The organism is Streptomyces sp. NPDC001315 (genome assembly GCF_042896175.1).
Lineage (GTDB): Bacteria > Actinomycetota > Actinomycetes > Streptomycetales > Streptomycetaceae > Streptomyces.
On the sequence record NZ_JBIAWZ010000025.1, the window covers coordinates 1 to 25,981 of the forward strand.

Below are 25,981 nucleotides of genomic sequence, written 5' to 3' on the forward strand. Positions count from 1 at the left end.
GGGGCCCGTTCTCTCATGCCCGCACCCGCACCCGAACCTCCGTCCAGATGATCACCGCTGCCGCTCGAACAAGATCCGGTTTGCCACAACGCACTGAGACATCACGAGGTGTCTGGAGAACCGTCCCACTTCTCCTCGGCGGCCCACCCATCGGGCGGCGCCGGGTCGGTGACGGGGGCCGCGAGCATCGGGTCCGGCAGCGCCCACATGCGCCATGCCTTCCACGCGGGCGCCCCCTCGTGCGGTGCTGCTGTTCCCCGTTACTCGAGTAGACCGAGTTCCCAAGCACTCGCCGGTGCCTTTGCCGAGTTGCTAGGCAGCCTCTTTGGCAGCCCGCGCCATGACTTGCGGACAACCGTGCACCAGAATGAGGGCTCGAAGCCGTTTGTGCGATGGCCGATGGAGGGCGACCGTAAGGCGGCCCAGACGGCTGTCTGTCATTGCCGGTCGCGAGTGGGCGGGGAGTCAGCTCATTCTCAGCCTGCTCCGGCCAGGTTGGGCATTGGTTCGGGCGAAGCCATCCGGCTGTGGTCGGTAGATGCCGATACGCCGGGATCGATGCGACGGTTGCGCGATGCCGTCCCGGACGGGGGTCTGACTCTTGAGATCTTTGACCGAAGTGTCCAGTCACAGGCTTGTCGACCGTCGTTGCGGGCTGGCTTCTGCTGTCACCGAGCCACAGGGCGTGTCCCAATAGGGGCCTTGCCGAGTTCCAGGCGCCATCACGGTTCAGACCGCCCGAGCGGGCCGGTGCCATCCACTCAGCGTGTCACCCTGCGGGAGGCGAACCACCATGACGACCAGACAGCGCAGCACCTCCTCCAGTACGGATCCTCCCGTGCGGAGAGAAATCGTGCTCGGCGTGGACACGCACGGTGAGGTGCACGTCGCCGCCGTGGTGTCCCCGCTGGGCAAGATCTTGGGCACCGAGTCCTTTCCGGCGACGGTGGCCGGCTACCGGCGGCTGCTCGTGTGGGCCCGCAGGCGGGGGACGGTGCGCCGGGCCGGTGTGGAGGGCACCGGTACCTTCGGCGCGGGCCTGTCCCGCTACCTGCTGACCCAGCAGATCCAGGTGTTCGAAGTGAACCGGCCCGACCGCACAGCCCGCCGTCTGCTCGGCAAGTCGGACCCGCTCGATGCGCAGGCCGCAGCGCGAGCCGTGCTCAGCGGTCGCACCCGGGCCCAGGCCAAGTCCGGCGACGGACCCGTGCAAGGCGCCCGGATCTACAAACTCGCCAAGGACTCCGCGGTCAAGGCCCGCACACAGGCGATCAACCAGCTCAAGGCCGTCCTAGTGATCGCCGACCCCGCCCTGCGGGAACGGTTGTCGAGCTTGGGCAATGCCGAGCTGTTCCGCACCTGCGCGCGCCTCGGCTCTCCCGAGGGTGGGGGAGACGAGGACGCGGTGGTCCAGGCCACCCACATGACATTACGCATGCTCGCCGAACGCATCGAACAGCTCACCGGGCAGATCAACGAGCTGAACCAACGCCTGACCCGGCTCGTCGAACGCCACGCGCCGCAACTGCTCGTACCGATGGGCATCGGCCCGGACAGCGCCGTCACTCTCCTGATCACCATGGGGGACAATCCCGAGCGGCTGAACACCGAGGCGTCCTTTGCTGCCCTTTGCGGAGTCAGCCCCATCGAGTACTCCTCCGGGCGGCGCATCACGCGACGGCTCAACCACGGCGGCGACCGGCAGGCCAACGCCGCCCTGCACCGCATCGTGTTCACCCGCCTGCGCCACGACCCCCGAACCCAGGCGTACTACGAACGCCGCACCCAGGAAGGCAAGACCCGACGTGAGATCATCCGATGCCTCAAGCGATATGCCGCCCGCGAGGTCTTCAACCTGGTCAGACCGATCTCCCGCGCCCCCGCGTTATAGGGGCGTCCGTGAGACGTGAGAGGGTCTGGGGCGTGAGTGAGACACCGCCGAACACCCTGCAATACCGCTTTGACGGGCCAGAAGACGCCCCTGTCCTGATCTTGGGTCCCTCACTGGGCACTACATGGCACATGTGGGACCGCCAGGTCCCGGAGCTGACCAGGCAGTGGCGGGTCTTCCGGTTCGACCTGCCCGGGCACGGTGGCGCGCCCGCGCACCCGGCCGGCGCGGTGTCCGACCTGGCCGCGCGCCTGCTCGCCACGCTCGACGCGCTCGGCGTGCAGCGCTTCGCGTACGCGGGCTGCGCCCTGGGCGGCGCGATCGGTGTCGAGCTGGCCCTGCGGCACCCGGAGCGGCTCGCCTCGCTCGTGGTGATCGCCGCCTCGCCCCGGTTCGGGACGGCCGACGAGTTCCGGCAGCGCGGGGTGATCGTACGGACGAACGGGCTCGACCCCATCGCCCGTACGTCCCCGGAGCGCTGGTTCACCGGTGGGTTCGCGGCCGCCCAGCCCGCGATCACCGAGTGGGCGGTGCAGATGGTGCGTACCACCGACCCCGGCTGCTACATCGCGGCCTGTGAGGCGCTCGCCGCGTTCGACGTACGGCACGAACTGACGCGCGTCGGTGTGCCGACCCTCGTCCTGGTCGGTTCGGAGGACCAGGTCACCGGCCCCGCCGAGGCCCGCACGCTGGTCGCCGGCATCCCGGACGCCCGTCTGGCGGTCGTCCCCGGCGCCTCCCACCTGGTCCCCGTGGAGCAGCCGGCCGCCGTCACCGACCTGCTCGTCCACCACTTCTCGACCGCCTGGCAGCCCGCCTTCGACTCGGCCACCGGCCAGATGGCCATCCCGGCCGCCCCGGTCAAGCCGGCCCTGGCCGCGCCCCAGCCCACCGCGCCGATCGCCGAGATCGCCCCGGCCGTCGTACCGCCGCAGCAGGCGGGCCGGCCGGACCGGTACGACACCGGGCTCAAGGTGCGCCGCGAAGTGCTCGGCGACGCGCACGTCGACCGGGCGCTGGCGCAGGCCGACGACTTCTCGGGGGACTTCCAGGAATTGGTCACCCGCTACGCGTGGGGCGAGATCTGGGACCGGCCCGGCCTCGACCGGCGCTCGCGCAGCTGCATCACCCTCACGGCGCTGGTCGCGGGCGGCCACCTGGAAGAGCTCGCCTTCCACACCCGGGCCGCCCTGCGCAACGGCCTCACCCCGGACGAGATCAAGGAAGTGCTGCTCCAGGCGGCGGTCTACTGCGGAGTCCCGGCGGCGAACAGCGCCTTCAGGGTGGCCCAGCAGGTCATTCGGGAGGAGACGACCCCCGCCGAGTGATCGCCGGCCGGGTACCGGGAGCACCACCCTGAGGGGCCCGCCGCCGCGACAGTGGGGGCAGGATGGGACCCATGAAGCTCACGAAGAAGTCGCACGCCTGTGTCCGTCTGGAGAAGGACGGGCGGACGCTCGTCATCGACCCCGGAGCGTACAGCGAGGAGGACGCGGCGCTCGGCGCCGACGCGATCCTCGTCACGCACGAGCATCCCGACCACTTCGACGAGGGGCGGCTGCGGGCCGCTCTGGAGGCCGACCCGGCCGCCGAGATCTGGACGCTGCGCTCCGTCGCGGAGCAGATCTCGGCCGCGTTCCCGGGCCGTGTGCACACCGTCGGCCACGGCGACACCTTCACCGCCGCGGGCTTCGACGTCCAGGTCCACGGCGAGCTGCACGCGGTGATCCACCCGGACATCCCGCGCATCACCAACGTCGGCTACCTCGTCGACGGCGGCCGCGTCTTCCACCCCGGCGACGCGCTCACCGTCCCCGACCAGCCGGTGGAGACCCTGATGCTCCCGGTGATGGCTCCGTGGAACAAGATCTCCGAGGTCATCGAGTACGTCCGCGAGGTCAAGCCGCAGCGCGCCTACGACATCCACGACGCCCTCCTCACCGACCTCGCCCGCCCGATCTACGACCGCCAGATCGGCGCCCTGGGCGGCGCGGAGCACCTGCGGCTGACGCCGGGGGCGTCGGCGGAGGTGTAGCGGGGGAGCGGGCCCGTTGTCGTACCCGCCGGGTAGGTTGTGAGGCATGCGCATCGCGACCTGGAACGTGAACTCGATCACCGCCCGCCTGCCGAGGCTCCTGGCCTGGCTGGAGAGCAGCAACACGGACGTGCTCTGCCTCCAGGAAGCCAAGATCGCCGAGGCCCAGTTCCCGTTCGACCAGCTGCGCGAACTGGGCTACGAGGCGGCGGTGCACGCGACCGGCCGGTGGAACGGCGTCGCGGTGATCTCCCGCGTCGGCCTCGAGGACGTGGTCAAGGGCCTGCCCGGCGATCCCGGCTACGAGGGCGTCGAGGAGCCCCGAGCGATCTCCGCGACCTGCGGCCCGGCCCGCGTCTGGTCGGTGTACGTGCCGAACGGGCGCGAGGTCGGCCACGCCCACTACGCCTACAAGCTCCAGTGGTTCGAGGCCCTGAAGGCGGCCGTCGCGGGCGACGCGTCCGGCAGCCGCCCGTTCGCCGTCCTCGGCGACTACAACGTGGCGCCGACGGACGACGACGTCTACGACGTGGCCGTCTTCGAGGGCCTCACCCACGTCACCCCCGCCGAGCGCGCCGCCCTGACCGCCCTGCGCGAGACGGGCCTGTCCGATGTCGTCCCGCGGCCCCTGAAGTACGAGCACCCCTACACGTACTGGGACTACCGCCAGCTCTGCTTCCCCAAGAACCGCGGCATGCGCATCGACCTGGTGTACGGCAACGAGCCGTTCGCCAAGGCGGTCAAGGACGCGTACGTGGACCGGGAGGAGCGCAAGGGCAAGGGCGCCTCGGACCACGCGCCGGTCGTCGTGGACCTGGACGTGTAGCCCCCGGTCAGAGAAGAGCCAGGTCCACGGAGTTCGCGAGGGCCGCCAGCCCGGCGTCCCCGGGATGCAGATGATCCCCGCTGTCGTACGCGGCCAGGATGCGCGTGGGGCGGTCGGGATCGCGCAGGACGGCGTCGAAGTCGAGGACGCCGTCGAAGATCCCGGAGCGGCGGATCCAGGCGTTGACCGCGGCCCGCTCGGCCTCGACCGACGCCGTGCACCGGGAATCCCCTCCGCACGGCAGGATCGTCGCCGCCAGCACCCGCAGCCCCCGGGCGTGCGCCCGGTCCGCGATATTCCGCAGTCCCGCGGTCACCTGCTCGGCCGTCGCGCCCGACCGCACGTCGTTCACGCCCTCGAACACGACCGCCGTGCGCGCCGAGGTCTGGGCGAACACGTCCCGGTCGAGGCGGTGCAGCGCGCTCACCCCGCCGGCGTCCGTGGAGACGCCGTCCCCGGGATAGCGGTCGGCGACGACGCGGTTGCCGGAGATGCCCTGGTTGAGGACGCCGTAGCGGGGGACCGCGGTCTGCCGCAGCAGACGGGCGGCGAGCACGTCGGGCCAGCGCCGGTTCGCGCCCACCGTCGACCGGTCCCCGTCGGTGATCGAGTCGCCCAGCGCGACCACCGCCCCCGGTCCGCCGCTCACGTCCACCCCGGTCAGCAGCGGCCAGGTCGTCAGCGTCGAGGCGTACGCCGCCGCCGAGCCGTCGGCCGTGTGGTCGCCCGGTCCGCTCAGGTACGACCGCTGCACCGCGAGCCGGTGCACGGGAGCCGCCCTGACGGTGCCGGGGAGATGGAAGCTCACCAGCAGATCGGCGTTCGCGGGCACCTTGAAGCCGAGCGGATCGCTGACCGCCTGCGCTCCCGCCGGGACGTCGACGCCTGCCGCACCCCGGAAGGACAGCCGCATCGGCGCGCCTCGGGCCGCCGCGCCCGCCGCCCGCACCGCCACCGTCGCACGGCCGATCCGCACCGGAGCGGAACCGAACGTGTTGTCGAACCGCAGTCGCACCCGGGGCCCGCCCACCGACGTGTGCACCACGAGCCGCAGCGTGCGGTCGCTCCACGGCCCCACGGCCGCGTAGCCGGAGGTCGCCGCGGCCCAGGTGCCGGTCCAGCCGCCGGCCGCCCGCACCGACAGCGCGAACACGTGCAGACCGTCCGCGCGCGGCAGCCGCACCGAGGCGACCTCGCGGCCCGGCGCGAGCGGCACCGTCACGACGTACAGCCGGGCCTTCTCGGTGAGCCGGCCGCCGGGCGTGTTGATGTGCGGGAGCCCCACCGCCTTCGTGGCGAGCGGACCGGTGCGCCAGTCGGAGGCGCTGAGCAGGTACGAGGAGTGCGTGCCGTCCGCGTACGTGACGGTGCCCGAGCCGCTCACCTCGCCGCCGTGGTCGCCGGCCAGCAGGAAGGCGAGGGCGTCGCCGCGCCCGCCGACCCGCACCTCCTGCCCGGCGGCCCGTACGTTGTCCGGCTCGCCCGGCTGCCGTCGCGGCCAGGTCAGCTGGGCCCCCTGCACGGTGAGGGTGCGGCCGGGCGTCCAGCCCGCGGCCGTGAGGTCCCGGGCCGACAGGGAGGCGCCCGAGCCGTCGAAGTCCGCCTCGGCGGGCCGGGCGTCGTCACTGACGGCCGTGTTGTCGAAGAGCCGCTCCAGGGGGAGCGGGGCGGACCGGGGCGGGTCGGTGGCCCGCGCGGCGGACGCCGGCACCAGGGCCGTCGTGAACAGGGCGAGCGCGAGCGGGAAACCCCGGACACCTCGATGCACGTGACGACTCCTCCCGCTCACCGGTCGTGCGCACAGGCACCGCGAAGTTAGAGACGCGCCGTACCCCGGTCAACGAGCCATGCGGGAAGGCCGGGTGGAATCCACCGGACGAGACCATCGGGCGCGCCTGTGGTGCGTACGCCGGTACGAATGACACGCTGGACGTATGAACATCCCTTTCCTGGGCAACCGGCGCAAGAAGAGCGACGGCGCGGAGATCTCCGCCGACCCCGAGGGTGTCGCCGAACTCCTCTCCGAGTGTGAGTTGCTGCGCTCACAGGCGTCCCAGGAGGGCGTCCAACTCGACGATTCCGCCGCCTCGTTGGAGGCGCTCGACCAGCTGGTGCCACGCTGGCGCGACGACGAGGAGGTCCTGCCCTGGCTCGGCAACGACGCGGGCCTCTACCTGGGGACCGTCATCGTGCGCACCGTTGCGGGCGCCGTCTGGGAGGTCTGGCCCGGCGGGCAGCCCGTCGTACGGCTCGCCTCCGGCCGTGAGTTCGACGTGGTGACCGCCGGTCACGAGTGGGCCGCGAGCGGTGTTCCCGAGCTCTCGCAGCTGTACGCGGAGGTGGCCGAGGCGTAGGCGAGAGATGGCCAGTTGCCGTAAATACGGCTAATGCCCGAAAAGTGCGTGTCGTGAGGGACCTTGATCCCTGTCTGGATAGTTTGCGGCAGTCACGACACAGCTGAGGTGAGTAAGGGTGGGCATGGCTGTCGATCCGTTGATCGAGCTGCAGGACGTCAACAAGCACTTCGGGGAGTTGCATGTCCTCCAGGACATCAACCTCACCGTCGGCAAGGGGGAGGTGGTCGTCGTCATCGGCCCGTCCGGCTCGGGAAAGTCGACCCTGTGCCGGGCGATCAACCGGCTGGAGCCGATCGAGTCCGGGACGATCATGCTCGACGGCAAGCGGCTGCCCGAGGAGGGCAAGGAACTCGCCAGGCTCCGCGCGGACGTCGGCATGGTCTTCCAGTCCTTCAACCTCTTCGCCCACAAGACGGTCCTGCAGAACGTCTCGCTGGGGCAGGTCAAGGTCCGCAAGCGCAAGAAGGAGGACGCCGACAAGCGCTCGCTCGAACTCCTCGACCGCGTCGGCCTCGCCGCCCACGCGCCCAAGTACCCGGTCCAGCTCTCCGGCGGCCAGCAGCAGCGCGTGGCCATCGCCCGCGCCCTCGCCATGGAACCCAAGGCGCTGCTGTTCGACGAGCCGACCTCGGCCCTCGACCCCGAGATGATCAACGAGGTCCTGGAGGTCATGCGGCAGCTCGCCCGCGACGGCATGACCATGGTCGTCATCACCCACGAGATGGGCTTCGCCCGCTCGGCCGCCAACCGGGTGGTCTTCATGGCCGACGGCCGGATCATCGAGGACCGCACCCCGGAGGAGTTCTTCACCGACCCGCGCACCGACCGCGCCAAGGACTTCCTCTCCAAGATCCTCAAGCACTGAGCGGGAGTGCGACCCATGTTCCGTACCCCACGTGTGTCCGCCGTCCTGGCCCTGCTCACCGTGCTGCTCGGCGTCGTCGTCGCCTGCGGCAAGGAGGGCAGCCCGCCCAGCAAGGGACCCGCGGCCGACAAACTCCCCAACTACGAGGTGGCACAAGGATTCCGGCTCCCCGAGTCCCCGACCTGGACCCGGGCGAAGAAGCGCGGGTACCTGGTCGTCGGGGTCAAGGAGGACCAGCCGTACCTGGGCGAGAAGGACCCGGCGACCGGCGCCTACTCCGGCTTCGACATCGAGATCGCCAGGATGATGTCCGCCTCCCTGGGCTTCGACCCCAGCACGATCCGCTTCAAGACGATCGCCTCCGCGAACCGAGAGACCGCCCTGCAGAACGGTCAGATCGACTTCTACGTCGGCACCTACACCATCAACGCCAACCGCAGGAAGCTCGTCGGCTTCGCCGGCCCCTACTACATGGCCGGGCAGTCGCTGCTGGTGCGGGCCGACGAGAACGACATCCACGGCCCCCAGGACCTCGACGGCAAACGGGTGTGCTCGGTGACCGGCTCGACGCCGTACCAGCGCATCAAGGAAAACTTCCCGAAAGCGATCCTCGTCGCCTACGACACCTACTCCGTCTGCGTCGACAACCTGCTCACCTACCAGGTCGACGCCGTCACCACCGACGACGCCATCCTCATCGGCTACGCGGCGAAGCTCCCCGACGAGCTCAAGGTGGTCGGCAAGCCCTTCTCCGAGGAGCCGTACGGCATCGGCGTCCCGCACGGCGACAACGCCCTGCGCTACGCCCTCGACGACGCGTTGGAGGCCCGTGAGAAGAACGGCGACTGGAAGAAGGCGTACGAGGCCACGCTCGGCCTGTCCGGCGTGCCCGCGCCGACCCCGCCCCCGATCGACCGCTACCAGGCCGGCTCATGAACGTACTGACTCAAAACTTCTCCCTCTACGCCGAGGGCTTCCTCGGCACGGTCGAACTCACCGTCTACGCCTCGGTGCTGGCCCTCGTCCTCGGCTTCCTCATGGCCTCGTTCCGGGTCGCGCCCGTCGGCTCGCTGCGCATCTTCGGCACCGTGTGGGTCACCGTGCTGCGCAACACCCCGCTGACCCTGCTGTTCTTCGCGGTGCTGCTCGGCCTCCCCAGGTTCGGACTGGTCCTGCCCTTCCAGGTGTTCGCCGTCCTCGCCCTCGGCTGTTACACCTCGGCGTTCATCTGCGAGGCGCTGCGCTCCGGCATCAACACCGTGCCCCGAGGGCAGGGCGAGGCGGCCCGCAGCCTCGGGATGACCTTCGCGCAGACCCTGAACCTGGTCGTCCTGCCGCAGGCGTTCCGCTCCGTGATCCCGCCGGTCGGCTCCACCCTCATCGCACTCGCCAAGAACTCCGCGATCGCGGGCGCGTTCAGCGTCACCGAACTGCTCAGCACGTACAAGACCCTCAGCGAACTCGGCTACAACATCGTCTGGACCTTCGTCTGGATCGCCGTCGGCTACCTGATCATCACCCTCGCCATCAGCGCGCTGTTCAACGTGCTGGAGAAGAAGTGGGGAGTCGCCCGTTGACACCCGCAGTCGCCCTCTACGACGTACCGGGCCCCAGAACCCGGCAGCGGCACCGGATCTACGGTGTCGTGTCCACCGTCGTGCTGCTCGCCCTGCTCGCCTGGATCCTGTATCTCCTCTTCACCACCCAGCAGTTCACCTACACGAAGTGGATGCCCTTCGAGTACAAGGGAATCCAGGAGCTCCTGCTGCGCGGCCTCGGCAACACGCTCAAGGCCTTCGCCATCGCGGCTGTCCTGTCGCTGGCGCTCGGCGGAGCGCTGGCGACCGGGCGGCTGTCGGACCACCGGCCGGTGCGCTGGCTGGCCACGGTCGTCGTGGAGTTCTTCCGCGCCATGCCCGTCCTGGTGATGATCTTCTTCATCTTCGTGGCGCTCAAGGTGCAGCCGTTGCCCGCCCTCGTCGCCGGACTGACCCTCTACAACGGCTCCGTGCTCGCCGAGGTGTTCCGCTCGGGTGTCAACTCCGTGGAACGCGGCCAGCGGGAGGCCGCGTTCGCGCTCGGCATGCGCAAGACGCAGGTCATGTCGTACGTCCTCGTGCCCCAGGCCGTGCGGGCCATGCTGCCCGCCATCATCAGCCAGCTGGTGGTGGCCCTGAAGGACACCTCGCTCGGCTACCTGATCACCTACGAGGAGTTCCTCCACGCCGGGAAGCTCATCGCGTCGAACCTCGACTACGATTTGCCGTTCATCCCCGTGGTGATGGTGATCTCGCCGATCTACATCGGGATGTGCATGCTGCTCTCCTGGTTCGCCGGCTGGGTGTCCCGGCGGGAGCAGCGCAGTCCCAAGACCAAAGCCGTGGAGGTGGCCGCGGCCGAACCCGGGACGCTGCTGCCGGGTGGGGGACCCCCCACGGCCCCCAAACCGTAGGGGGCGGCAGTTCACAGAGCCATACCCGCCCGGCCGCGGCCGGAGATCACTGCTCGCGCAGCGGAACCGACACGTACGACGGGTCGTTCGCCGGCGAGGAGAAGGTCAGCTGCGCGCCGGACGGGTTGTGCTCGATGTAGAGCGGGTCGACCGTGTCGACGACCAGGGCGAGCCGGTGCCCTGCCGGGACGTCGTAGGCCGTGGAGAACAGGTCCAGGTCGAGGCCGAAGGGCTTGCCGGGAGTGACCCCGTGGAAGGTGTACGGCGCGTTGCTCACCAGCTTGCCGAGGCCGAGCGGGCCCACGTCGTACAGGTAGGCGACGAGGGTGCCGCTCTCCTTGGTGGGGGTGACCGTGGTGTGCAACTTGGCCGTGCCGCGTACCTGTTGGGCGGTGGCGTACTTCTCCGACTGCCATACGGCCGCCCAGCGGCGGGGGAGCAGCGGGATCGACGCGATCGGGGGGATCTGGGCGACCTGGTCGAGGATGCTCGACAGGAAGACGATCCCGCCGTCCGCCCCGGAGTCGACATTGGCGTGGATCGTGGTGGTGCCCGCGAGATTGATCTTGCGGGTGGTGGCGCCGACCGACTTCCAGTCCGGGTAGCCCTCGTAGCCGCCCGTGGAGCGGGACTTGAGCTGGACCGGCTGTTCGCGGTCGATGCCGTTGTCCTCGCCCTTGAGGTAGTGGTCGAACCAGCGCCCGGTGTCGGTCCACACGTCGTTGGGCAGTCCGAACAGTCCGGTGACCTCGGCGGTCGCGTGGTCGCCGGGGCGGAACTCCAGCCGCTTCGGGCCGGTGAGCTTCTCGTAGAAGTCGGCGTACTGGTTGGGCGGGAAGATCGTGTCGCCCCAGGCGTTGGCCATCATGACCGCGGCGCCGTTCTTGTTCAGCTGGTCCACATATGTTGCGGCCGAACGTTTCTTCCCCCAGTTGATGATGTCCTGCTCCCGTGACAGGTCCGAGGCGAAGAAGTCCGAGAAGACCTGCTCGAGCTCGGCGCTCTCGCGGCCGGTGGCCGTCCCGGCGACGTCCAGCAGGGCCGCGGCCTGGGAGTGCTGGGTGCGGCCGGAGTAGATCGAGTCGATCAGGTCCGCCCAGCCGCTCAGTGCGGCGACGGCCTTGATCCGCTTGTCGTGGGCGGCGGCGATCAGGCTGATGCCGGCGCCGTAGGAGACGCCCGCCATGCCGATGTGCTGTGCGTCGGTGGGGGTGTTGGCGATCGCCCAGTCGATGACCTTGGACGCGTCGGCTATGTCGGGAGGTCCCGCCACTTCTATCTCGCCACCGGACTGCCAGAAGCCGCGGACGTTGTAAGTGAGCACGATGTAACCGGAGTTCGCGAGCTGCTGGGCCTGCGCGAGATACTCGACCTGGGGCAGGCCCCAGCTCGTGGGCAGCACGATCAGCGGGTAGCGGTGCGTGCCGTCGGAGCCCGCCGGGGTGACGACGTTCGCCTTGAGGACGGTGCCGCCGTCGCCGGCGATGTCCACGAAGCGGACGCTGTTGCCGGCCGCCTGTGCGGCGGGAGCGAGCCCGAGGACGCTGCCGGCGATCAGGGTCGCGGAGACGGCGCCCACGGCGGTCGTACGCAGGGCCTTGCGACGATGCCCGCCCGTCGGCCGCCGCCACCCGGTTTGAAGGCGCTCCGCGCCCTTTTGATGCATGGGTCACTCCTCACTCGTGTAAGTGGAAAGTGACCGAACGGTAACCTCGCCCCCTTACCGCAGGTAACCCGTGGGTAAGTTACGTGCGAGTAACGATTGTTGGTTCGTGAACGAACTCAGGAGGCGCGGTGTGAGGTCCGTGTCGGCTCGGGTGCCGGAGCCGGCAGCGGCGCCTGGGCCGCACGTGTCACGTCGGCGACGAGTTCGACGACGTCAGGGCCGTACGCCTGCGAGTTGACGACCTTCAGCAGCAGGGCGAAGGAAGCGCTGCCGTGTTTGCGGGCCAGCCGCTCGTGGTTGCGGGCGAGATAGCGGGTCGCGGCCTGGTTGGTGATGGCGCGCTGGCCGCAGAAGAGGAACACCGGGCGCGCGTCCCGGCGCCGGCCCGCCGTGAGCCGGGCCAGGATCACGTACTCGCCCTTGCCCGGATCCAGCCGGTAGTGCTCGCTGCCTATCTGGAAGGCGCCGCGGTCCGGACCGGGCTCGGCGTCGACGTTCACCCGCACCCCCGGCAGCAGGGAGCCGAGATGCGCGGCCATACGGCGGTTGGAAGCCGGCCCGCCCACGCAGAACTCGGTGCGTTCCCCGAACCCCTGCTGCGCCGCGTCGTGCGCGACGACCTGGGCGTTCGCGTTGCAGTCCTTGACGAGCGCGGCCAGTTCCAGGAGGGCGAACACGTCGTGCCGCGTCACCGTCAGCTCGGGACCGCCCGCCTCGCGGTTGACCACCAGCAGCGACTCGGAGTTGTCCGGCAGCCCGAAGAAGGCCTGCTTGCGTCGCAGCCTGCGCTTCCAGAGGTAGGTGCGGGCCAGCCAGCCGAGAGCGGCGCTGATGCCGGCCGCCACCACGCCCAGGACGATGTTGCGCACGTCGTCAGTCATGGGCGCGCATGGTAGCGGGCCCGTGCGGACCGGTGTTCGACACGGTCCTGACGCGGCCAGGGTGATGGATTAGGCTGCTTGAACGGTCCCTTGACTGGAGGTGCGGATGCGTCGCCCTGTCGCGCGGAATCTGGCAGTCCTGGCGGTTTCGGCCGCTGTGGTGTCGGTGGGGGCCGCGGCGCCACCCGCCGCACAGACCGGCTCCGCCGGGAACAGCCCCGCGAAAGTCCCGGTCGCCGTCGGCTACGGCGGCGCGGTCGCCAGCGTCGACGCGGACGCCTCCGCCGCCGGCATCGAGGTCCTGAAGAAGGGCGGCAACGCTGTCGACGCGGCCGTCGCCACAGCCGCCGCACTCGGCGTGACCGAGCCCTACTCCGCCGGCATCGGCGGAGGCGGCTACTTCGTCTACTACGACGCCAAGTCCCGTAAGGTGCAGACCATCGACGGCCGCGAGACCGCCCCGCTGACCGCCGACTCCAACCTGTTCGTGGAGAACGGCAAGGCGCTCGCCTTCGCCGACGCCGTCTCCAGCGGCCTGAGCGTCGGCACACCCGGCACGCCCGCCACCTGGGCGACGGCGCTGGACAAGTGGGGCAGCGAAAAGCTCGGCACGGTACTCAAGCCGGCCGAGCGGATAGCCCGCGACGGCTTCACCGTCGACGACACCTTCCGTGCGCAGACGGCCTCCAACGAGACCCGCTTCCGCTACTTCCCGGACACCGCCGAGCTGTTCCTGCCGGGCGGACGGCTCCCCGTCGTCGGCTCGACCTTCAAGAACCCCGATCTCGCCCGCACCTACCAGGAGTTGGGCAAAGAAGGCGTCGGCGCGGTCTACCGGGGCGACATCGGCAAGGACGTCCTGAAGACGGTCAACAACCCGCCCGTGGACGTGGCTTCCGGCTGGAAGGCCCGCCCCGGCGACCTCTCGGCCAAGGACCTCGGGGCCTACCGGGCCAAGCTCCAGGCGCCCACCAGGACCTCGTACCGCGGCCTCGGCGTCTACTCCATCGCGCCCTCCTCCTCCGGCGGCACCACCGTCGGCGAGGCCCTCAACATCCTGGAGAAGACGGACCTCTCCAAGGCAAGCGAGGTCCAGTACCTGCACCACTTCATCGAGGCCGGCCGGATCGCGTTCGCGGACCGCGGGCGCTGGGTCGGCGACCCCGCCTTCGAGGACGTACCGACGAAGGAACTGCTGTCACAGCGGTACGCCGACTCGCGCGCGTGCCTCATCAAGGACGACGCCGTCCTCACCAGCCCCGTCACCCCCGGCGACCCCCGCGACCCGGCGGCCTGCGCCACCGGCGGCACCGCGGCCCCGACGACGTACGAGGGCGAGAACACCACGCATCTGACGGTCGCCGACAAGTGGGGCAACGTCGTCTCCTACACGCTCACCATCGAGCAGACCGGCGGCAGCGGCATCACCGTCCCCGGCCGGGGCTTTCTCCTCAACAACGAGCTGACGGACTTCTCCTTCACCCCGGCCAACCCGGCCGTGCACGACCCGAACCTGCCGGGTCCGGGCAAGCGGCCGCGGTCGTCGATCTCCCCGACGATCGTGCTCGACAAGAACGACAAGCCGGTGGTGGCGCTCGGATCCCCCGGCGGCGCGACCATCATCACCACCGTGCTCCAGACCCTCACCGGGTTCCTCGACCGGCGCCTGCCGCTCGTCGACGCGATCGCCGCACCCCGCGCCAGCCAGCGTAACGCGGCCCAGACCGAGCTCGAACCCGGTCTCTACGACAGCGACGTGAGGACACGGCTGGAAGCCATCGGGCACAGCTTCAAGCTGAACCCGGAGATCGGCGCGGCGACCGGCGTCCAGCGGCTGCCGAACGGGAAGTGGCTGGCCGCCGCCGAGACGGTACGGCGCGGCGGCGGCTCGGCGATGGTGGTGTCTCCGGCGTCGTAGCACCTCACAGCTCGGGGGCGGGCGGCTGCTCGGTTTCCGCTTCCTGTGTACGGAACGCGAGCTGTCCGTCCGCCACGTCCACCGTCACCCGGCCGCCCTCCCCGATCCGGCCGTCGAGGAGCAGCCGGGACAGCCGGTTGTCGACCTCCCGCTGAATGGTGCGGCGCAGCGGACGGGCGCCGTACTCGGGCTGGTAGCCGCGCTCGGCCAGCCAGTCGACGGCCGCGTCGGTGAACTCGACCCCGATGCCCTGCGCGTGCAGCAGCCGACGGGTCTTCTCCAGCAGCAGGTCGGTGATCTTCCGCAGCTGGTCCGTGGTGAGCTGGCGGAAGACGACGATCTCGTCGATGCGGTTGAGGAACTCCGGCCGGAAGTGCTCGCGCAGCGGTCGCAGGACCTGCTCGCGCCGCGCCTCCTCGTCGGCCTCGCCGCCACCCGGCCCGAAACCGATACCGGCGCCGCGCCGGATGATCGCCTCGGAGCCGAGGTTGCTCGTCATCACGATCACCGTGTTGGTGAAGTCGACCGTGCGGCCCTGGGAGTCGGTGAGCCGGCCGTCGTCGAGGACCTGGAGCAGGATGTTGAAGACGTCCGGGTGCGCCTTCTCGACCTCGTCCAGCAGGAGCAGCGAGTACGGATGCCTGCGCACCACCTCGGTGAGCTGGCCGGCCTCCTCGTGGCCGACGTAGCCGGGCGGGGCGCCCACCAGTCGGCTGACCGTGTGCCGCTCCTGGTACTCGCTCATGTCGAGCCGGACCATACGCTCCTCGCTGCCGAACAGCGCGTCCGCGAGCGCGCGGGCCAGCTCCGTCTTGCCGACACCGGTCGGGCCGAGGAAGAGGAAGCTGCCGATCGGCCGGTCGGGGCTGGACAGTCCGGCGCGGGACCGCAGCACCGCCTCGGCGACGACACCGACGGCCTCGTCCTGGCCGATCACCCGCTGGTGCAGATGCTTCTCCAGACCGAGGAGGCGTTCCTTCTCCTCCTGGGTGAGCCGGCTGATCGGGATACCGGTCTGCCGGGACACCACCTCGGCGATGGCCTCCGCCGTCACCTCCAGGTTCTGCCCCTCGTCGGCCTCCTCGCCCGTGGCCTCCGCGATCCGCTCCTTCAACTCGCCGATTCGGTCTCGCAGTTGGGTGGCCTGCTCGTACTGCTCGTCGGCGACCGCCTGGTCCTTGTCACAGGTGAGCTGCTCGACCTCGCGCTCCATCGTCCGTACGTCCGTACCCTTCGTACGGGCGCCGAGCCGTACCCGGGCTCCGGCCTGGTCGATCAGGTCGATGGCCTTGTCGGGCAGCCGGCGGTCGGTGAGATAGCGGTCGGACAGCTCCACGGCCGCCACCAGCGCCTCGTCGGTGTAGCGGACCTGGTGGTGGGCCTCGTAGCGGTCGCGCAGTCCGCGCAGGATCTCGATCGCGTCCGCGCCGGTCGGCTCCGGCACCAGGATCGGCTGGAACCGGCGGGCCAGCGCCGCGTCCTTCTCGATCCGCCGGTACTCCTCCAGCGTGGTGGCGCCCACGACGTGCAGCTCGCCGCGGGCCAGCGCCGGCTTGAGGATGTTGCCCGCGTCCATCGCGCCGCCCTCGCCGCCCGAGCCGGCGCCGACGACGGTGTGCAACTCGTCGATGAAGACGATCAGTTCGTCGGAGTGGGCGCGGATCTCGCCCACGATGTTGTTCAGCCGCTCCTCGAAGTCCCCGCGGAACCGGGTGCCGGCGACCACGCCGGTCAGATCCAGGGAGACCACCCGGCGGCCGGTGAGCACGTCCGGCACGTCCCCGTCGGCGATGCGCTGGGCGAGCCCCTCCACGATGGCGGTCTTGCCGACGCCCGCGTCACCGATGAGCACCGGGTTGTTCTTGCCGCGCCGGGAGAGCACCTCGATGGTCTGCTCGATCTCCTCGTCCCGGCCGATCACCGGGTCGATACGGCCCTGCCGGGCCAGGTCGGTGAGATCGCGGCCGTACTTGTCGAGAGTCGGCGTCGAGGTGGGCCGCGGGCGTTCGGCGAGCGGCGGCTGCACCCCGTCCGGTGCCTCGGGCGGCAGCCCGGTGGGGGCGAAGTGGGCCGAGTTGAGGATGTGGCCGGCGGCGGAGTCCGGGTTGGCGGCCAGGGCGCTGAGCACGTGCTCGGGGCCGATGTAACCGGCGCGGTTCGCGCGAGCCAGTTCGTGGGCGTCCAGCAGGGCGCGCTTGACGGCCGGGGTCAGGGAGAGCGAGGTGGGCGGCGGGGCCTCACCCGGCGGGTGCTGGACCGGGCCCGAGCGCTCGTCGATCTCCGTCGCCAGGGAGTCGGGGTCCGCGCCGGCGCGGCTGAGCAGGCTCCGGGTGGGCTCCGCGGCGAGCGCGGCCCGCAGCAGATGCTGCGTGTCCAGGTCCCGGCTGCCGTGCTCGGCGGCGTACTGGGCGGCGCCGCGCACCAGCTCCCGGGCCGGCTGACTGAGCAGCCGGCCGATGTCGATCTGCCGGGGACCGGGGCGCGGTCCGCCGAAGAAGCGTGCGAGGAATTCTCCGAGGGGGTCCGGGCCGTATCCTTCCGGTCCCGTGAAGCCGCTGGTCATGGCGTTCCGTTCCGGCGTCCCGATGAGGTCCCCCGGTCCGGGCGGAGCCGGGAACCCGGGGGAGTACCGGGACGCGCTCGCTGATCGACGTGCACGTCCGGACGCGGGTGCCCGGACGCGGCCGGCTTACGCCTGCGGCGAGTCCCATACGTCCGCTGCCGTCAGGCGGCCCACCACGGCGGCGGGCCAGGTGTACTCGATCTCGTCCAGCACGAGGCCCGAGGCCAGACGCAGCGGGCGCTCTGCCGTGCGCAGGCCGCCCTGGCGCTCGTAGAACACGATCGCACGATCGTTGCCGCGCAGCACCTCCAGGAAGACGTCCCGGCCGGGGTACGCCGACGCGGCCCGGGCGAAGTCGCGCGGCAGGGGGAGGCGACCGAGGCCGGTGCCGACCCGGCCGGGCCGCACATGCGGGTTGTCGACGTGGACACGCCCGTCCCGCGCGCTGTGGGGATTGACGAAGCCGCAGAGCTCCGCGGCTGCCTCGTCCGCCTCGTCCTCCTCGGCGAGCAGCAGACAGCGGCCGGAGTCCGTGGCGGCGACGGCCGTGCGGGCGGGACCGCGAAGAACATGACTCGGGGGCAGCTGCCGGCGGATGCCCGCCGCGACGGTCAGCGGGCCGTCAGGATGCGGGGGCCCGCCTCCGTGACGGCCACCGTGTGCTCGACGTGGGCCGCCCGGGAGCCGTCGTCCGTGCGCAGCGTCCAGCCGTCGGGGGCCGCGTGATAGCCGTCCCGCCCGCTCGCGACGAGCATGGGCTCGATCGCCAGGACCATGCCGTGGCGCAGGGGAAGGCCGCGGCCGGGGCGGCCCTCGTTCGGGACGGGCGGGTCCTCGTGCATGCGCCGGCCGACACCGTGGCCGCCGAAGCCGTCCGGGACGCCGTAACCGGCGGCGCGGCACACCGAGCCGATCGCGTGCGCGATGTCGCCGATGCGGTTGCCGACGACGGCCGCCTCGATGCCCGCGGCCAGCGCCCGCTCGGCGGTCTCGATCAGCCGCAGGTCCGCCGGACGCGGGGTGCCCACGACGAAACTGATCGCCGAGTCGCCCACCCAGCCCCCCAGTTCGGCGCCGAAGTCGACGGAGAGCAGGTCGCCGTCGCGCAGCCGGTAGCCGTCCGGGATGCCGTGCACGATGGCATCGTTCACGGAGGCGCAGATGACGGCAGGGAAGGGGGTGGGGGCGAAGGAGGGCCGGTAGCCGAGGAACGGCGAGGTCGCGCCCGCCCCGCGCAGCACGTCGTGCGCCAGCGCGTCCAGCTCCAGTAGGGGGACGCCGACGTCCGCGGCCTCGCGTACGGCTGTGAGGGCCCTGGCGACGACCTGGCCCGCCTCGTACATGGCGTCGATCGATGTGTCTGTCTTCAGCTCCACCATGCCAATTACTATACCGGTATTAGAATGGCGGCATGGTGCGCACTCCGCTGACCCCCGAAGAACGCGAACGTGGCGAACGGCTCGGCCGGCTGCTGCGTGAGGCCCGCGGCGACCGCAGCATGACGTCGGTCGCGGCGAGCGCGGGCATCTCCGCCGAGACGCTCCGCAAGATCGAGACCGGCCGGGCGCCGACGCCCGCGTTCTTCACGGTGGCCGCGCTGGCCCGCGCGCTCGGGCTGTCGATGGACGAGCTGGCGGGCCGGTGTGCGCCGGCCGGGGTGCTCGGGGTCCTTGGAGGGCTGGGCGGCCTCGGGGGCTGATGTCACGGCCGGGGGCCGCGGTCGCGGAGGTCACTGCGTCCACTCTGAAAACTCCCCGTAGCCGTCCTGTAACACGTCCGGTGTTTCCTGCGAAGCGGAGTATTCCGGTCTGGCGGGAGTTGGGCGATGACAGTGGATCAACTCCCGGGCCGGGTACGGGAGTTCGCGAAGTACCTGGATGGCCTGCTGGCCCGCCTTGATCAGGGCGGCGGTTGGTGCGCGGTGTTCTGGCAGCGCGATCCCGACGGCATGCAGGCCTGTCTCGACGGGCACGAAGTGCCGCCCTGGGACGTCGTGGAGGCGCTCCTCCAGGACCTTGCCGCGGGGTACGGGCCCGCGGTCGCCGCGCCGGAGAAGGAGCGCGCCCGCGCACTGCACGCCGCCGCGCTCTCGACGTACGACGCCCGGCCCGGCGGCCGGGACGCCCTCGGTGACCGGCTCGACGTGATGCTCCGCGAACAGCGGTACGCCGCCGAACGGCAGGCCGACCTCGGCCGTTTGCTCGCCTCCGCCACCACCAGGGAGGAGGTCGACACGGTACGCCTCGACCTCGCCTGGGCCCGCGACGACCACGAACGCGCCACCGCGCGGTGCGCCGAACTCCGAGCCCGCATGGAGGAGTTGGACCGGCGGGGAGTGGGCGGCCAGGTGCGGGGCACGCAGGCCGTCCGGCGGCCGGGTGCGGACGCGGAGGCCGTGTACCGGCTCGACGGAGGCCGTCCCCGCGACTCCGGCCCCCAGTCGCTGCCCCGGCAACGCGACACCCGCGGCGCGGCCCCCTCCGGGGCCGGCTTCCCGGGCCCGGAGCACGGCACGACCCGCGAGTACGACGGACCCGACGCCCCTCGCTCCGAGTACTTCCAACCCGGCGCCTACGACGGCTCCGAGTACCGCGACCCCGGTACACATGGCGGTTCCGAGTCCCCCGTCCCTGGTGCACATGGCGGTTCTGAGTACCGCGCCCCTGGTGCGCATGGCGGTTCCGAGTCCCCCGTCCCCGGCCCCCATGACGGTTCCGGGCACCCCGCCCCCCGCGCACACGACGCCTCCCAGCACCGAGACCCCGGCGTCTACGGAGCCCCGAGCCCCCGATACGACGCCCCGGCTTCCGCAGCCCCCGAGCCGGCGCCCATCACCGACACGCCGCCCGCCGATGTCGCTTCGGCCCCCGTTCCCGCACCCACCCCCGCCAAGCAGCGCAAGCGGCGCCGTGGCAGTGCCCGGTTCGCCGGGGTGATCGAGGAGGAGGCCGCCCCCGCCGTCGTATCGCCGGAGGCCGTACCGTCCCTGCCCGCGCCGGCCCCGGCCGCCACCGGCCGCACCCCGCGCGGAGCGCGCTTCGCGGGGGCCGCCGAGGCGGTGGCGCGGGTGGAGCCGGAGGTCGAGCCGCTGGACGCGGCGGCCGGGCGGGAGACCGCCGAGACGGTGCGGCGGCTGGTGCGGCTGCGGGCCGAAGGCCGCAGCGGCGAGGCACACGCCCTGCTGGTCGAGGTCACGTACTGGCCGGCCGCCCGTTTCCCGCTGCTCGCCGCCGAGCTCCAGCGCGCCGGGCTCGGCGCCGACTGGGCGACCCTGCTGTGGGAGGCCGCCGCGCTGCCCGGCGACCGGCTGGTCGCCGCCGCCGACGCCCTGGTCGCGGCCGGCCGCAGCGCCGACGGCGAGCAGATGCTGCGGCAGGGCGTCGCCCGCCCCGCCGCCGAGATAGGCGAGGCCGTGCTCTCCCTGGCCGGCGAGGGCCGCCGGCGCGAGGTCCGCGCGCTCCTCGACGCGTACGTGCGCGTGCGGCCCCCCGAGGAGGCGGCCCGCAGCGTCGCGCCGGACCCGCAGTCCCTCGTACCGCTGCTGCTGGAGGCGGCCCAGGGTGTCTCGGACGAGCGACACTGGGACCTGGTGCACGCCCTGAGGGTGGCCGGTTTCACCGCCTGAGCCGCCGGCTTCGCCACCTGACCGTCCCAGCGGATCACCCACAGGGGTGCGAAACGCGATCGACTCCGCGGGTTAACGACGATGGTCTTGGCAAGGCCGTCCGAGAGGCTTACGTTCGTCCCTCTACGACCTGCGTCTACGGGCGTAGAGGCTCTGACGTCCCGTCGAAGGAGCAGCTCATGGCCAACGTCGTACGAGCCGCACTGGTCCAGGCCACCTGGACCGGCGACACCGAGTCCATGGTGGCGAAACACGAGGAACACGCGCGCGAGGCGGCCCGGCAGGGAGCCAGGATCATCGGGTTCCAGGAAGTGTTCAACGCCCCCTACTTCTGTCAGGTCCAGGAACCCGAGCACTACCGCTGGGCCGAGCCGGTTCCCGACGGGCCGACCGTGAGCCGTATGCAGGAGCTCGCCCGCGAGACCGGCATGGTGATCGTCGTCCCGGTCTTCGAGGTCGAGCAGTCCGGCTTCTACTACAACACCGCGGCCGTGATCGACGCCGACGGCACCTTCCTCGGCAAGTACCGCAAGCACCACATCCCGCAGGTCAAGGGCTTCTGGGAGAAGTACTACTTCAAACCGGGCAACGTGGGCTGGCCCGTCTTCGACACGGCCGTGGGGAAGGTCGGCGTCTACATCTGCTACGACCGCCACTTCCCGGAGGGCTGGCGCCAACTCGGCCTGAACGGCGCCCAGCTCGTCTACAACCCGTCGGCCACCCACCGTGGCCTGTCCGCCTATCTGTGGCAGCTGGAGCAGCCCGCCGCGGCCGTCGCCAACGAGTACTTCATCGCCGCGATCAACCGCGTCGGCCAGGAGGAGTACGGCGACAACGACTTCTACGGCACGAGCTACTTCGTGAACCCGCGCGGCCAGTTCGTGGGCGAGGTGGCCAGCGACACGAAGGAGGAACTCGTCGTCCGTGACCTCGACTTCGACCTGATCGAGGAGGTCCGGCAGCAGTGGGCCTTCTACCGCGACCGCCGCCCCGACGCCTACGAGGGGCTGGTGCAGCCGTGAACGAGCTCCACGCCCGCCACCGCAACGTCCTCCCGGACTGGCTCGCCCTCTACTACGAGGACCCCCTCGAGATCACCCACGGCGAGGGCCGGCACGTCTGGGACGCCGACGGCAACCGCTACCTGGACTTCTTCGGCGGCATCCTGACCACGATGACCGCGCACGCCCTGCCCGAGGTGACGAAGGCGGTGAGCGAGCAGGCCGGAAGGATCATCCACTCCTCCACGCTCTACCTCAACCGGCCGATGGTCGAACTCGCCGAGCGCATCGCCAAGCTGAGCGCCATCCCGGACGCCCGCGTCTTCTTCACCACCTCCGGCACCGAGGCCAACGACACCGCCCTGCTGCTCGCGACGGCATACCGGCGCAGCAACACGATCCTCGCGATGCGCAACAGCTACCACGGCCGCTCCTTCAGCGCGGTCGGCATCACCGGCAACCGCGGCTGGTCCCCGACGTCCCTGTCGCCGCTGCAGACGCTGTACGTCCACGGAGGTGTGCGCACGCGCGGTCCGTTCGCCCATCTCGGCGACGACGACTTCATCGCGGCCTGTGTCGAGGACCTGAAGGACCTCCTCGGCCACACCCGCCCGCCCGCCGCGCTGATCGCCGAACCCATCCAGGGCGTAGGCGGCTTCACCTCCCCGCCCGACGGTCTGTACGCGGCCTTCCGCGAGGTGCTCCAGGAGCGGGGCATCCTGTGGATCGCCGACGAGGTGCAGACCGGCTGGGGCCGCACCGGCGAGCACTTCTGGGGCTGGCAGGCGCACGCCGGCAGCGGCCCGCCGGACCTCGTCACCTTCGCCAAGGGCATCGGCAACGGCATGTCCATCGGCGGTGTCGTCGCCCGCGCCGAGATCATGAACTGCCTCGACGCCAACAGCATTTCGACGTTCGGCGGCACCCAGGTCACCATGGCGGCCGGGCTCGCCAACCTCGGTTACCTCCTCGAACACGACCTCCAGGGCAACGCCCGGCGCGTCGGCGGCCTGCTCATCGAACGGCTGCGGGCCGTCGGCGCGCAGGTTCCGGGGGTACGGGAGGTACGCGGCCGGGGGCTGATGATCGGCGTCGAACTCGTCAGGCCCGGGACGGACGAGGCCGATCCGCAGGCCGCCTCCGCCGTGCTCGAAGCGGCCCGCGAGGGCGGCCTGCTCATCGGCAAGGGCGGCGGACACAACACCAGCGCCCTGCGCATCGCACCGCCGCTGTCCCTCACCGTCGCGGAGGCCGACGAAGGCGCCGCGATCCTCGAACGCGCTCTGAGGAGCATCCGATAACGGGCACTCGGTAACGCCACAACAAGGGAACACCGCCATGACCACCGCCTTGGAACCCGCCCTGTCGGTCCGCCAGGTCCTCACTCTGGAACGGGTGCTCGCAGGGGAGCCCGAGGTGGTGGCCGGCGCGAGCCAGCTCGACCGGCCCGTGCGCTGGGTGCACGTCGCCGAGGCAGCCGACGTCGGCGTGATGCTCAGCGGCGGCGAGATGGTCCTCACCACCGGAGTGCTGCTGGCCGGCGACGACAGCCTCCAGGCCGAGTACATCCAGTCACTGCACCGCGCCGAGGCAGCCGCCGTCGTCCTCGGACTCGGCCGCGCCTTCCCGGCCCCGCCGGACGTGATGCGCCGCGCCGCCGAGCGCTGCGGACTGCCCATGGTCGTCCTCCACCGGCCCTTCCCCTTCGCCGAACTGACGGAGGAGGTCCAGTCCCGGCTGGTACGGCGCAAGTTCGCCGCCGTCAGCCTCTCCGAGGCCGTCCGTACGGCCCTCACCGCACTCATCACCGTCGGCGCCCCGCTGCAACGCCTGCTCGACGAGATCGCCCACCACAGCGCCTGTCCCGTCGTCGTCACCAACCTCGCCCACCGCGTCCTGGCCACGGCGGGGGAGCGGTCGGCGGTGGACGACGTGCTGCGCGACTGGGAACGCATCTCCCGGCAGGCCGGCGGCAGCGAGGGCGACGGCTGGATCCGCGCCGAGCTCGGCGGGCGCGGGGAGCGGTGGGGCGGGATCGTGCTGTGCGGCTACCGCGGCGACACCGCCACCGGGCGGCTGCTCGCCGACCGTGCCGCCGAGGCCCTCGTCCTGCACCGCATGCTCGGCGGCGGCTCCGCCCACACCTGGGAGGAGCAGTCCGCGCAGAGCCTGCTGACCGACCTGATCAGCGGTGTCGTACCCGCCAGGCAGCTGCTGCCCCGGGCGCGTGCCGCCGGACTGCCGGTCAACCGGCGGGCCTTCGTCCCGCTGGTCGTGCGCGACGGCGACCCGGGCCAACTCGACCGGATGCTGCGCTTGCTGGGGCTGCCCGGCCTGGTCGCCGAGCTGACCGAGGGAGTCACCGCCGTCCTGCTGAGCCTCGCCCGCGACCAGGACGCCGAGGCGCTCGCGGCGCACTTCGCGGCCCGGCTGCGGACGAAGTCCGGCGCGGCCCGTACGGTGGTCGCCGCGGCCGACGGTCGTATCGCCTGGGACGACGTGCCCGCCGGGCTGCGTGAGGCCCGGCACGTGGCCGACGCGGTGGCCGACTCCGCCACCGCCCTCGACCTCCCGGCCGTCGTCCGCCTGAGGGACGTACACCTGCGCGGGCTGATCCGGCTGCTGCGGGACGATCCGCATGTGCAGTCCTTCGCGGAGCGGGAGCTGGACGGGCTGCTGTGCGGGGCCGACGAGGACCTGCTGTCCGTGCTGCGGACGTACCTCGCCACCGGCCGCAACAAGTCCCGCACCGCCCAGCTCCACCACGTCTCCCGGCCCGCGCTGTACCGCCGCCTGGAGGCGATACAGGCGCGGCTCGGTGTCGACCTCGACGACTTCGAGCAGGCGGCCTCGGTGCACATCGCGCTCCTCGCGCATGACGCGCAACAGGGGTGAAACATGCGACGACCTGGGAAAACGGCGGTGAAACATGAGCCCACGACAGGGTGACACCGTGACACGTCGGGCGCCCGCAGACGTGACACCGTGCAACTCAGAGCAGGCTTGCCGGCTTTCTAGGCTCCTCGCACACCGAGCGACCGGAGGTCCCGATGAGCAGAGTGATCCGTGCCGCCCTCTTCCAGACCGCCTGGACCGGCGACAAGGAGTCGATGATCCAGGTACACGAGCAGGCGGCCCGCGACGCGGCCGCGCAGGGTGCTCAAGTCCTGTGCTTCCAGGAGCTGTTCTACGGACCGTACTTCTGCCAGGTCCAGGACAAGGCGTTCTACGAGTACGCCGAACAGATCCCCGACGGCCCCATCGTCAAGCGCTTCCAGGCGCTCGCCAGGGAACTGGGCCTCGTCCTGATCCTGCCGATGTACGAGGAGGAGCAGCCCGGCGTCCTCTACAACACCGCCGCCGTGATCGACGCGGACGGTTCGTACCTCGGCAAGTACCGCAAGCACCACATCCCGCAGGTCCCCGGCTTCTGGGAGAAGTTCTACTTCCGCCCCGGGAACAGCGGCTGGCCGGTCTTCGACACGGCCGTCGGCAGGATCGGCGTCTACATCTGCTACGACCGGCACTTCCCCGAGGGCTGGCGGGCGTTGGGCCTCGAGGGCGCGGAGATCGTCTTCAACCCGTCGGCCACCTCGCGAGGCCTGTCCGGCTATCTGTGGCAACTGGAGCAGCCGGCGGCGGCCGTCGCCAACGAGTACTTCGTCGGCGCCATCAACCGGGTCGGCGTCGAGGAGCTCGGCGACAACGACTTCTACGGGACCTCGTACTTCGTCGACCCGGAGGCCCAGTTCGTCGGCGAGGTGGCGAGCGACAAGGAGACCGAACTCGTGGTCCGCGACCTGGACCTGGCCAAGTTGCGCGAGGTCCGCGACCGCTGGCAGTTCTACCGCGACCGCCGCCCGGACGCGTACAACCCGCTGACCGCTCCGTAGAACCAGGC

At 71.1% G+C, this 25,981-nt stretch carries 22 protein-coding genes; 16 read left to right on the forward strand and 6 right to left on the reverse strand.

The annotated features are described in order from the left end of the window. Positions 1-793: 793 nt before the first annotated feature. From ACFY16_RS37375 to ACFY16_RS37390, 4 genes are all read left to right on the forward strand, one after another. Positions 794-1,891, forward strand: a complete 1,098-nt coding sequence (locus ACFY16_RS37375; protein ID WP_390651675.1) for an IS110 family transposase — start codon at positions 794-796, stop codon at positions 1,889-1,891. Positions 1,892-1,923: 32 nt separating this feature from the next. After that, a complete protein-coding gene (gene pcaC, locus ACFY16_RS37380) occupies positions 1,924-3,219 on the forward strand; it encodes a 4-carboxymuconolactone decarboxylase (RefSeq protein WP_390651676.1) in 1,296 nt (431 codons plus the stop codon). 71 nt (positions 3,220-3,290) lie between these two features. Next, a complete protein-coding gene (locus ACFY16_RS37385) occupies positions 3,291-3,926 on the forward strand; it encodes an MBL fold metallo-hydrolase (protein WP_390651677.1) in 636 nt (211 codons plus the stop codon). 46 nt (positions 3,927-3,972) lie between these two features. After that, positions 3,973-4,752 carry an exodeoxyribonuclease III gene (locus ACFY16_RS37390; RefSeq protein WP_390651678.1) on the forward strand — a complete coding sequence of 260 codons (780 nt, stop codon included), beginning with the start codon at positions 3,973-3,975 and terminating at the stop codon, positions 4,750-4,752. 7 nt (positions 4,753-4,759) lie between these two features. Here the strand turns inward: ACFY16_RS37390 and ACFY16_RS37395 are convergent, their stop codons facing one another. Continuing rightward, positions 4,760-6,520, reverse strand: coding sequence for an SGNH/GDSL hydrolase family protein (locus ACFY16_RS37395; RefSeq protein WP_390651679.1), 1,761 nt, complete (start codon positions 6,518-6,520; stop codon positions 4,760-4,762). A gap of 166 nt (positions 6,521-6,686) precedes the next feature. Between ACFY16_RS37395 and ACFY16_RS37400 the strand changes: the two genes are divergently transcribed. The 5 genes from ACFY16_RS37400 to ACFY16_RS37420 all read left to right on the forward strand — a co-directional run bounded on the left by ACFY16_RS37400 (position 6,687) and on the right by ACFY16_RS37420 (position 10,426). Beyond that, complete coding sequence (locus ACFY16_RS37400; protein WP_390651680.1) at positions 6,687-7,106, forward strand: DUF6278 family protein; 420 nt, start codon at positions 6,687-6,689, stop codon at positions 7,104-7,106. A 124-nt stretch (positions 7,107-7,230) separates the two neighbouring features. Then, positions 7,231-7,974, forward strand: a complete 744-nt coding sequence (locus tag ACFY16_RS37405) for an amino acid ABC transporter ATP-binding protein (protein WP_390651681.1) — start codon at positions 7,231-7,233, stop codon at positions 7,972-7,974. A 15-nt stretch (positions 7,975-7,989) separates the two neighbouring features. Continuing rightward, on the forward strand, positions 7,990-8,910 hold the full coding sequence (locus ACFY16_RS37410) for a glutamate ABC transporter substrate-binding protein (protein ID WP_390651682.1): 921 nt from the start codon (positions 7,990-7,992) through the stop codon (positions 8,908-8,910). Continuing rightward, the gene (locus tag ACFY16_RS37415) at positions 8,907-9,551 is read left to right on the forward strand and encodes an amino acid ABC transporter permease (RefSeq protein ID WP_390651683.1); all 645 of its coding nucleotides are present in this window, start codon (positions 8,907-8,909) and stop codon (positions 9,549-9,551) included. The genes ACFY16_RS37410 and ACFY16_RS37415 overlap by 4 nt, the downstream gene beginning before the upstream one ends. Next, complete coding sequence (locus tag ACFY16_RS37420) at positions 9,548-10,426, forward strand: amino acid ABC transporter permease (RefSeq protein ID WP_390651684.1); 879 nt, start codon at positions 9,548-9,550, stop codon at positions 10,424-10,426. Before ACFY16_RS37415 ends, ACFY16_RS37420 begins: the two co-directional genes overlap by 4 nt. 46 nt (positions 10,427-10,472) lie before the next feature. Here the strand turns inward: ACFY16_RS37420 and ACFY16_RS37425 are convergent, their stop codons facing one another. Next, on the reverse strand, positions 10,473-12,092 hold the full coding sequence (locus ACFY16_RS37425; RefSeq protein ID WP_390651685.1) for a CocE/NonD family hydrolase: 1,620 nt from the start codon (positions 12,090-12,092) through the stop codon (positions 10,473-10,475). Between the two features lie 116 nt (positions 12,093-12,208). After that, a complete protein-coding gene (locus ACFY16_RS37430; RefSeq protein ID WP_390651686.1) occupies positions 12,209-12,973 on the reverse strand; it encodes a hypothetical protein in 765 nt (254 codons plus the stop codon). A gap of 106 nt (positions 12,974-13,079) precedes the next feature. Between ACFY16_RS37430 and ggt the strand changes: the two genes are divergently transcribed. Then, the gene (gene ggt / locus ACFY16_RS37435; RefSeq protein WP_390651687.1) at positions 13,080-14,891 is read left to right on the forward strand and encodes a gamma-glutamyltransferase; all 1,812 of its coding nucleotides are present in this window, start codon (positions 13,080-13,082) and stop codon (positions 14,889-14,891) included. Positions 14,892-14,895: 4 nt separating this feature from the next. On the opposite strand, the gene ACFY16_RS37440 is transcribed toward ggt, so the two are convergent. From ACFY16_RS37440 to map, 3 genes are all read right to left on the reverse strand, one after another. Further along, positions 14,896-17,454: an ATP-dependent Clp protease ATP-binding subunit gene (locus tag ACFY16_RS37440; protein WP_390651688.1), complete on the reverse strand. Its 2,559-nt coding sequence runs from the start codon at positions 17,452-17,454 to the stop codon at positions 14,896-14,898. A gap of 126 nt (positions 17,455-17,580) precedes the next feature. Next, on the reverse strand, positions 17,581-17,862 hold the full coding sequence (locus ACFY16_RS37445; RefSeq protein WP_390651689.1) for a hypothetical protein: 282 nt from the start codon (positions 17,860-17,862) through the stop codon (positions 17,581-17,583). Positions 17,863-18,065: 203 nt separating this feature from the next. After that, entirely contained in the window at positions 18,066-18,833 is a 768-nt protein-coding gene (gene map / locus ACFY16_RS37450) for a type I methionyl aminopeptidase (RefSeq protein ID WP_390651690.1), read from the reverse strand. A gap of 32 nt (positions 18,834-18,865) precedes the next feature. Here map and ACFY16_RS37455 point away from each other — a divergent pair, with 32 nt between their 5' ends. From ACFY16_RS37455 to ACFY16_RS37480, 6 genes are all read left to right on the forward strand, one after another. Next, positions 18,866-19,153 carry a helix-turn-helix domain-containing protein gene (locus ACFY16_RS37455; RefSeq protein ID WP_390651691.1) on the forward strand — a complete coding sequence of 96 codons (288 nt, stop codon included), beginning with the start codon at positions 18,866-18,868 and terminating at the stop codon, positions 19,151-19,153. A gap of 126 nt (positions 19,154-19,279) precedes the next feature. Continuing rightward, on the forward strand, positions 19,280-21,079 hold the full coding sequence (locus ACFY16_RS37460; RefSeq protein ID WP_390651692.1) for a hypothetical protein: 1,800 nt from the start codon (positions 19,280-19,282) through the stop codon (positions 21,077-21,079). 179 nt (positions 21,080-21,258) lie between these two features. Continuing rightward, positions 21,259-22,101, forward strand: coding sequence for a nitrilase-related carbon-nitrogen hydrolase (locus tag ACFY16_RS37465; RefSeq protein WP_390651693.1), 843 nt, complete (start codon positions 21,259-21,261; stop codon positions 22,099-22,101). Continuing rightward, positions 22,098-23,381: an aspartate aminotransferase family protein gene (locus ACFY16_RS37470; protein ID WP_390651694.1), complete on the forward strand. Its 1,284-nt coding sequence runs from the start codon at positions 22,098-22,100 to the stop codon at positions 23,379-23,381. The genes ACFY16_RS37465 and ACFY16_RS37470 overlap by 4 nt, the downstream gene beginning before the upstream one ends. A gap of 37 nt (positions 23,382-23,418) precedes the next feature. Next, positions 23,419-24,975: a PucR family transcriptional regulator gene (locus tag ACFY16_RS37475; RefSeq protein WP_390651695.1), complete on the forward strand. Its 1,557-nt coding sequence runs from the start codon at positions 23,419-23,421 to the stop codon at positions 24,973-24,975. A 155-nt stretch (positions 24,976-25,130) separates the two neighbouring features. Beyond that, positions 25,131-25,973 (forward strand): nitrilase-related carbon-nitrogen hydrolase, encoded by an 843-nt coding sequence (locus ACFY16_RS37480; protein ID WP_390651696.1) that lies wholly within the window; start codon positions 25,131-25,133, stop codon positions 25,971-25,973. Positions 25,974-25,981 lie beyond the last annotated feature (8 nt).

Bases quoted from the DNA above. Each gene is read 5' to 3' on its own strand.
- ACFY16_RS37415 (WP_390651683.1), top strand. From the start codon at position 8,907: ATGAACGTACTGACTCAAAACTTCTCCCTCTACGCCGAGGGCTTCCTC.
- ACFY16_RS37410 (WP_390651682.1), top strand. From the start codon at position 7,990: ATGTTCCGTACCCCACGTGTGTCCGCCGTCCTGGCCCTGCTCACCGTG.
- ACFY16_RS37465 (WP_390651693.1), top strand. From the start codon at position 21,259: ATGGCCAACGTCGTACGAGCCGCACTGGTCCAGGCCACCTGGACCGGC.
- ACFY16_RS37400 (WP_390651680.1), top strand. From the start codon at position 6,687: ATGAACATCCCTTTCCTGGGCAACCGGCGCAAGAAGAGCGACGGCGCG.
- ACFY16_RS37385 (WP_390651677.1), top strand. From the start codon at position 3,291: ATGAAGCTCACGAAGAAGTCGCACGCCTGTGTCCGTCTGGAGAAGGAC.
- ACFY16_RS37390 (WP_390651678.1), top strand. From the start codon at position 3,973: ATGCGCATCGCGACCTGGAACGTGAACTCGATCACCGCCCGCCTGCCG.
- ACFY16_RS37460 (WP_390651692.1), top strand. From the start codon at position 19,280: ATGACAGTGGATCAACTCCCGGGCCGGGTACGGGAGTTCGCGAAGTAC.
- ggt (WP_390651687.1), top strand. From the start codon at position 13,080: ATGCGTCGCCCTGTCGCGCGGAATCTGGCAGTCCTGGCGGTTTCGGCC.
- ACFY16_RS37475 (WP_390651695.1), top strand. From the start codon at position 23,419: ATGACCACCGCCTTGGAACCCGCCCTGTCGGTCCGCCAGGTCCTCACT.
- ACFY16_RS37455 (WP_390651691.1), top strand. From the start codon at position 18,866: ATGGTGCGCACTCCGCTGACCCCCGAAGAACGCGAACGTGGCGAACGG.
- ACFY16_RS37480 (WP_390651696.1), top strand. From the start codon at position 25,131: ATGAGCAGAGTGATCCGTGCCGCCCTCTTCCAGACCGCCTGGACCGGC.
- ACFY16_RS37440 (WP_390651688.1), bottom strand. From the start codon at position 17,454: ATGACCAGCGGCTTCACGGGACCGGAAGGATACGGCCCGGACCCCCTC.
- ACFY16_RS37425 (WP_390651685.1), bottom strand. From the start codon at position 12,092: ATGCATCAAAAGGGCGCGGAGCGCCTTCAAACCGGGTGGCGGCGGCCG.
- ACFY16_RS37375 (WP_390651675.1), top strand. From the start codon at position 794: ATGACGACCAGACAGCGCAGCACCTCCTCCAGTACGGATCCTCCCGTG.
- ACFY16_RS37430 (WP_390651686.1), bottom strand. From the start codon at position 12,973: ATGACTGACGACGTGCGCAACATCGTCCTGGGCGTGGTGGCGGCCGGC.
- ACFY16_RS37405 (WP_390651681.1), top strand. From the start codon at position 7,231: ATGGCTGTCGATCCGTTGATCGAGCTGCAGGACGTCAACAAGCACTTC.
- map (WP_390651690.1), bottom strand. From the start codon at position 18,833: ATGGTGGAGCTGAAGACAGACACATCGATCGACGCCATGTACGAGGCG.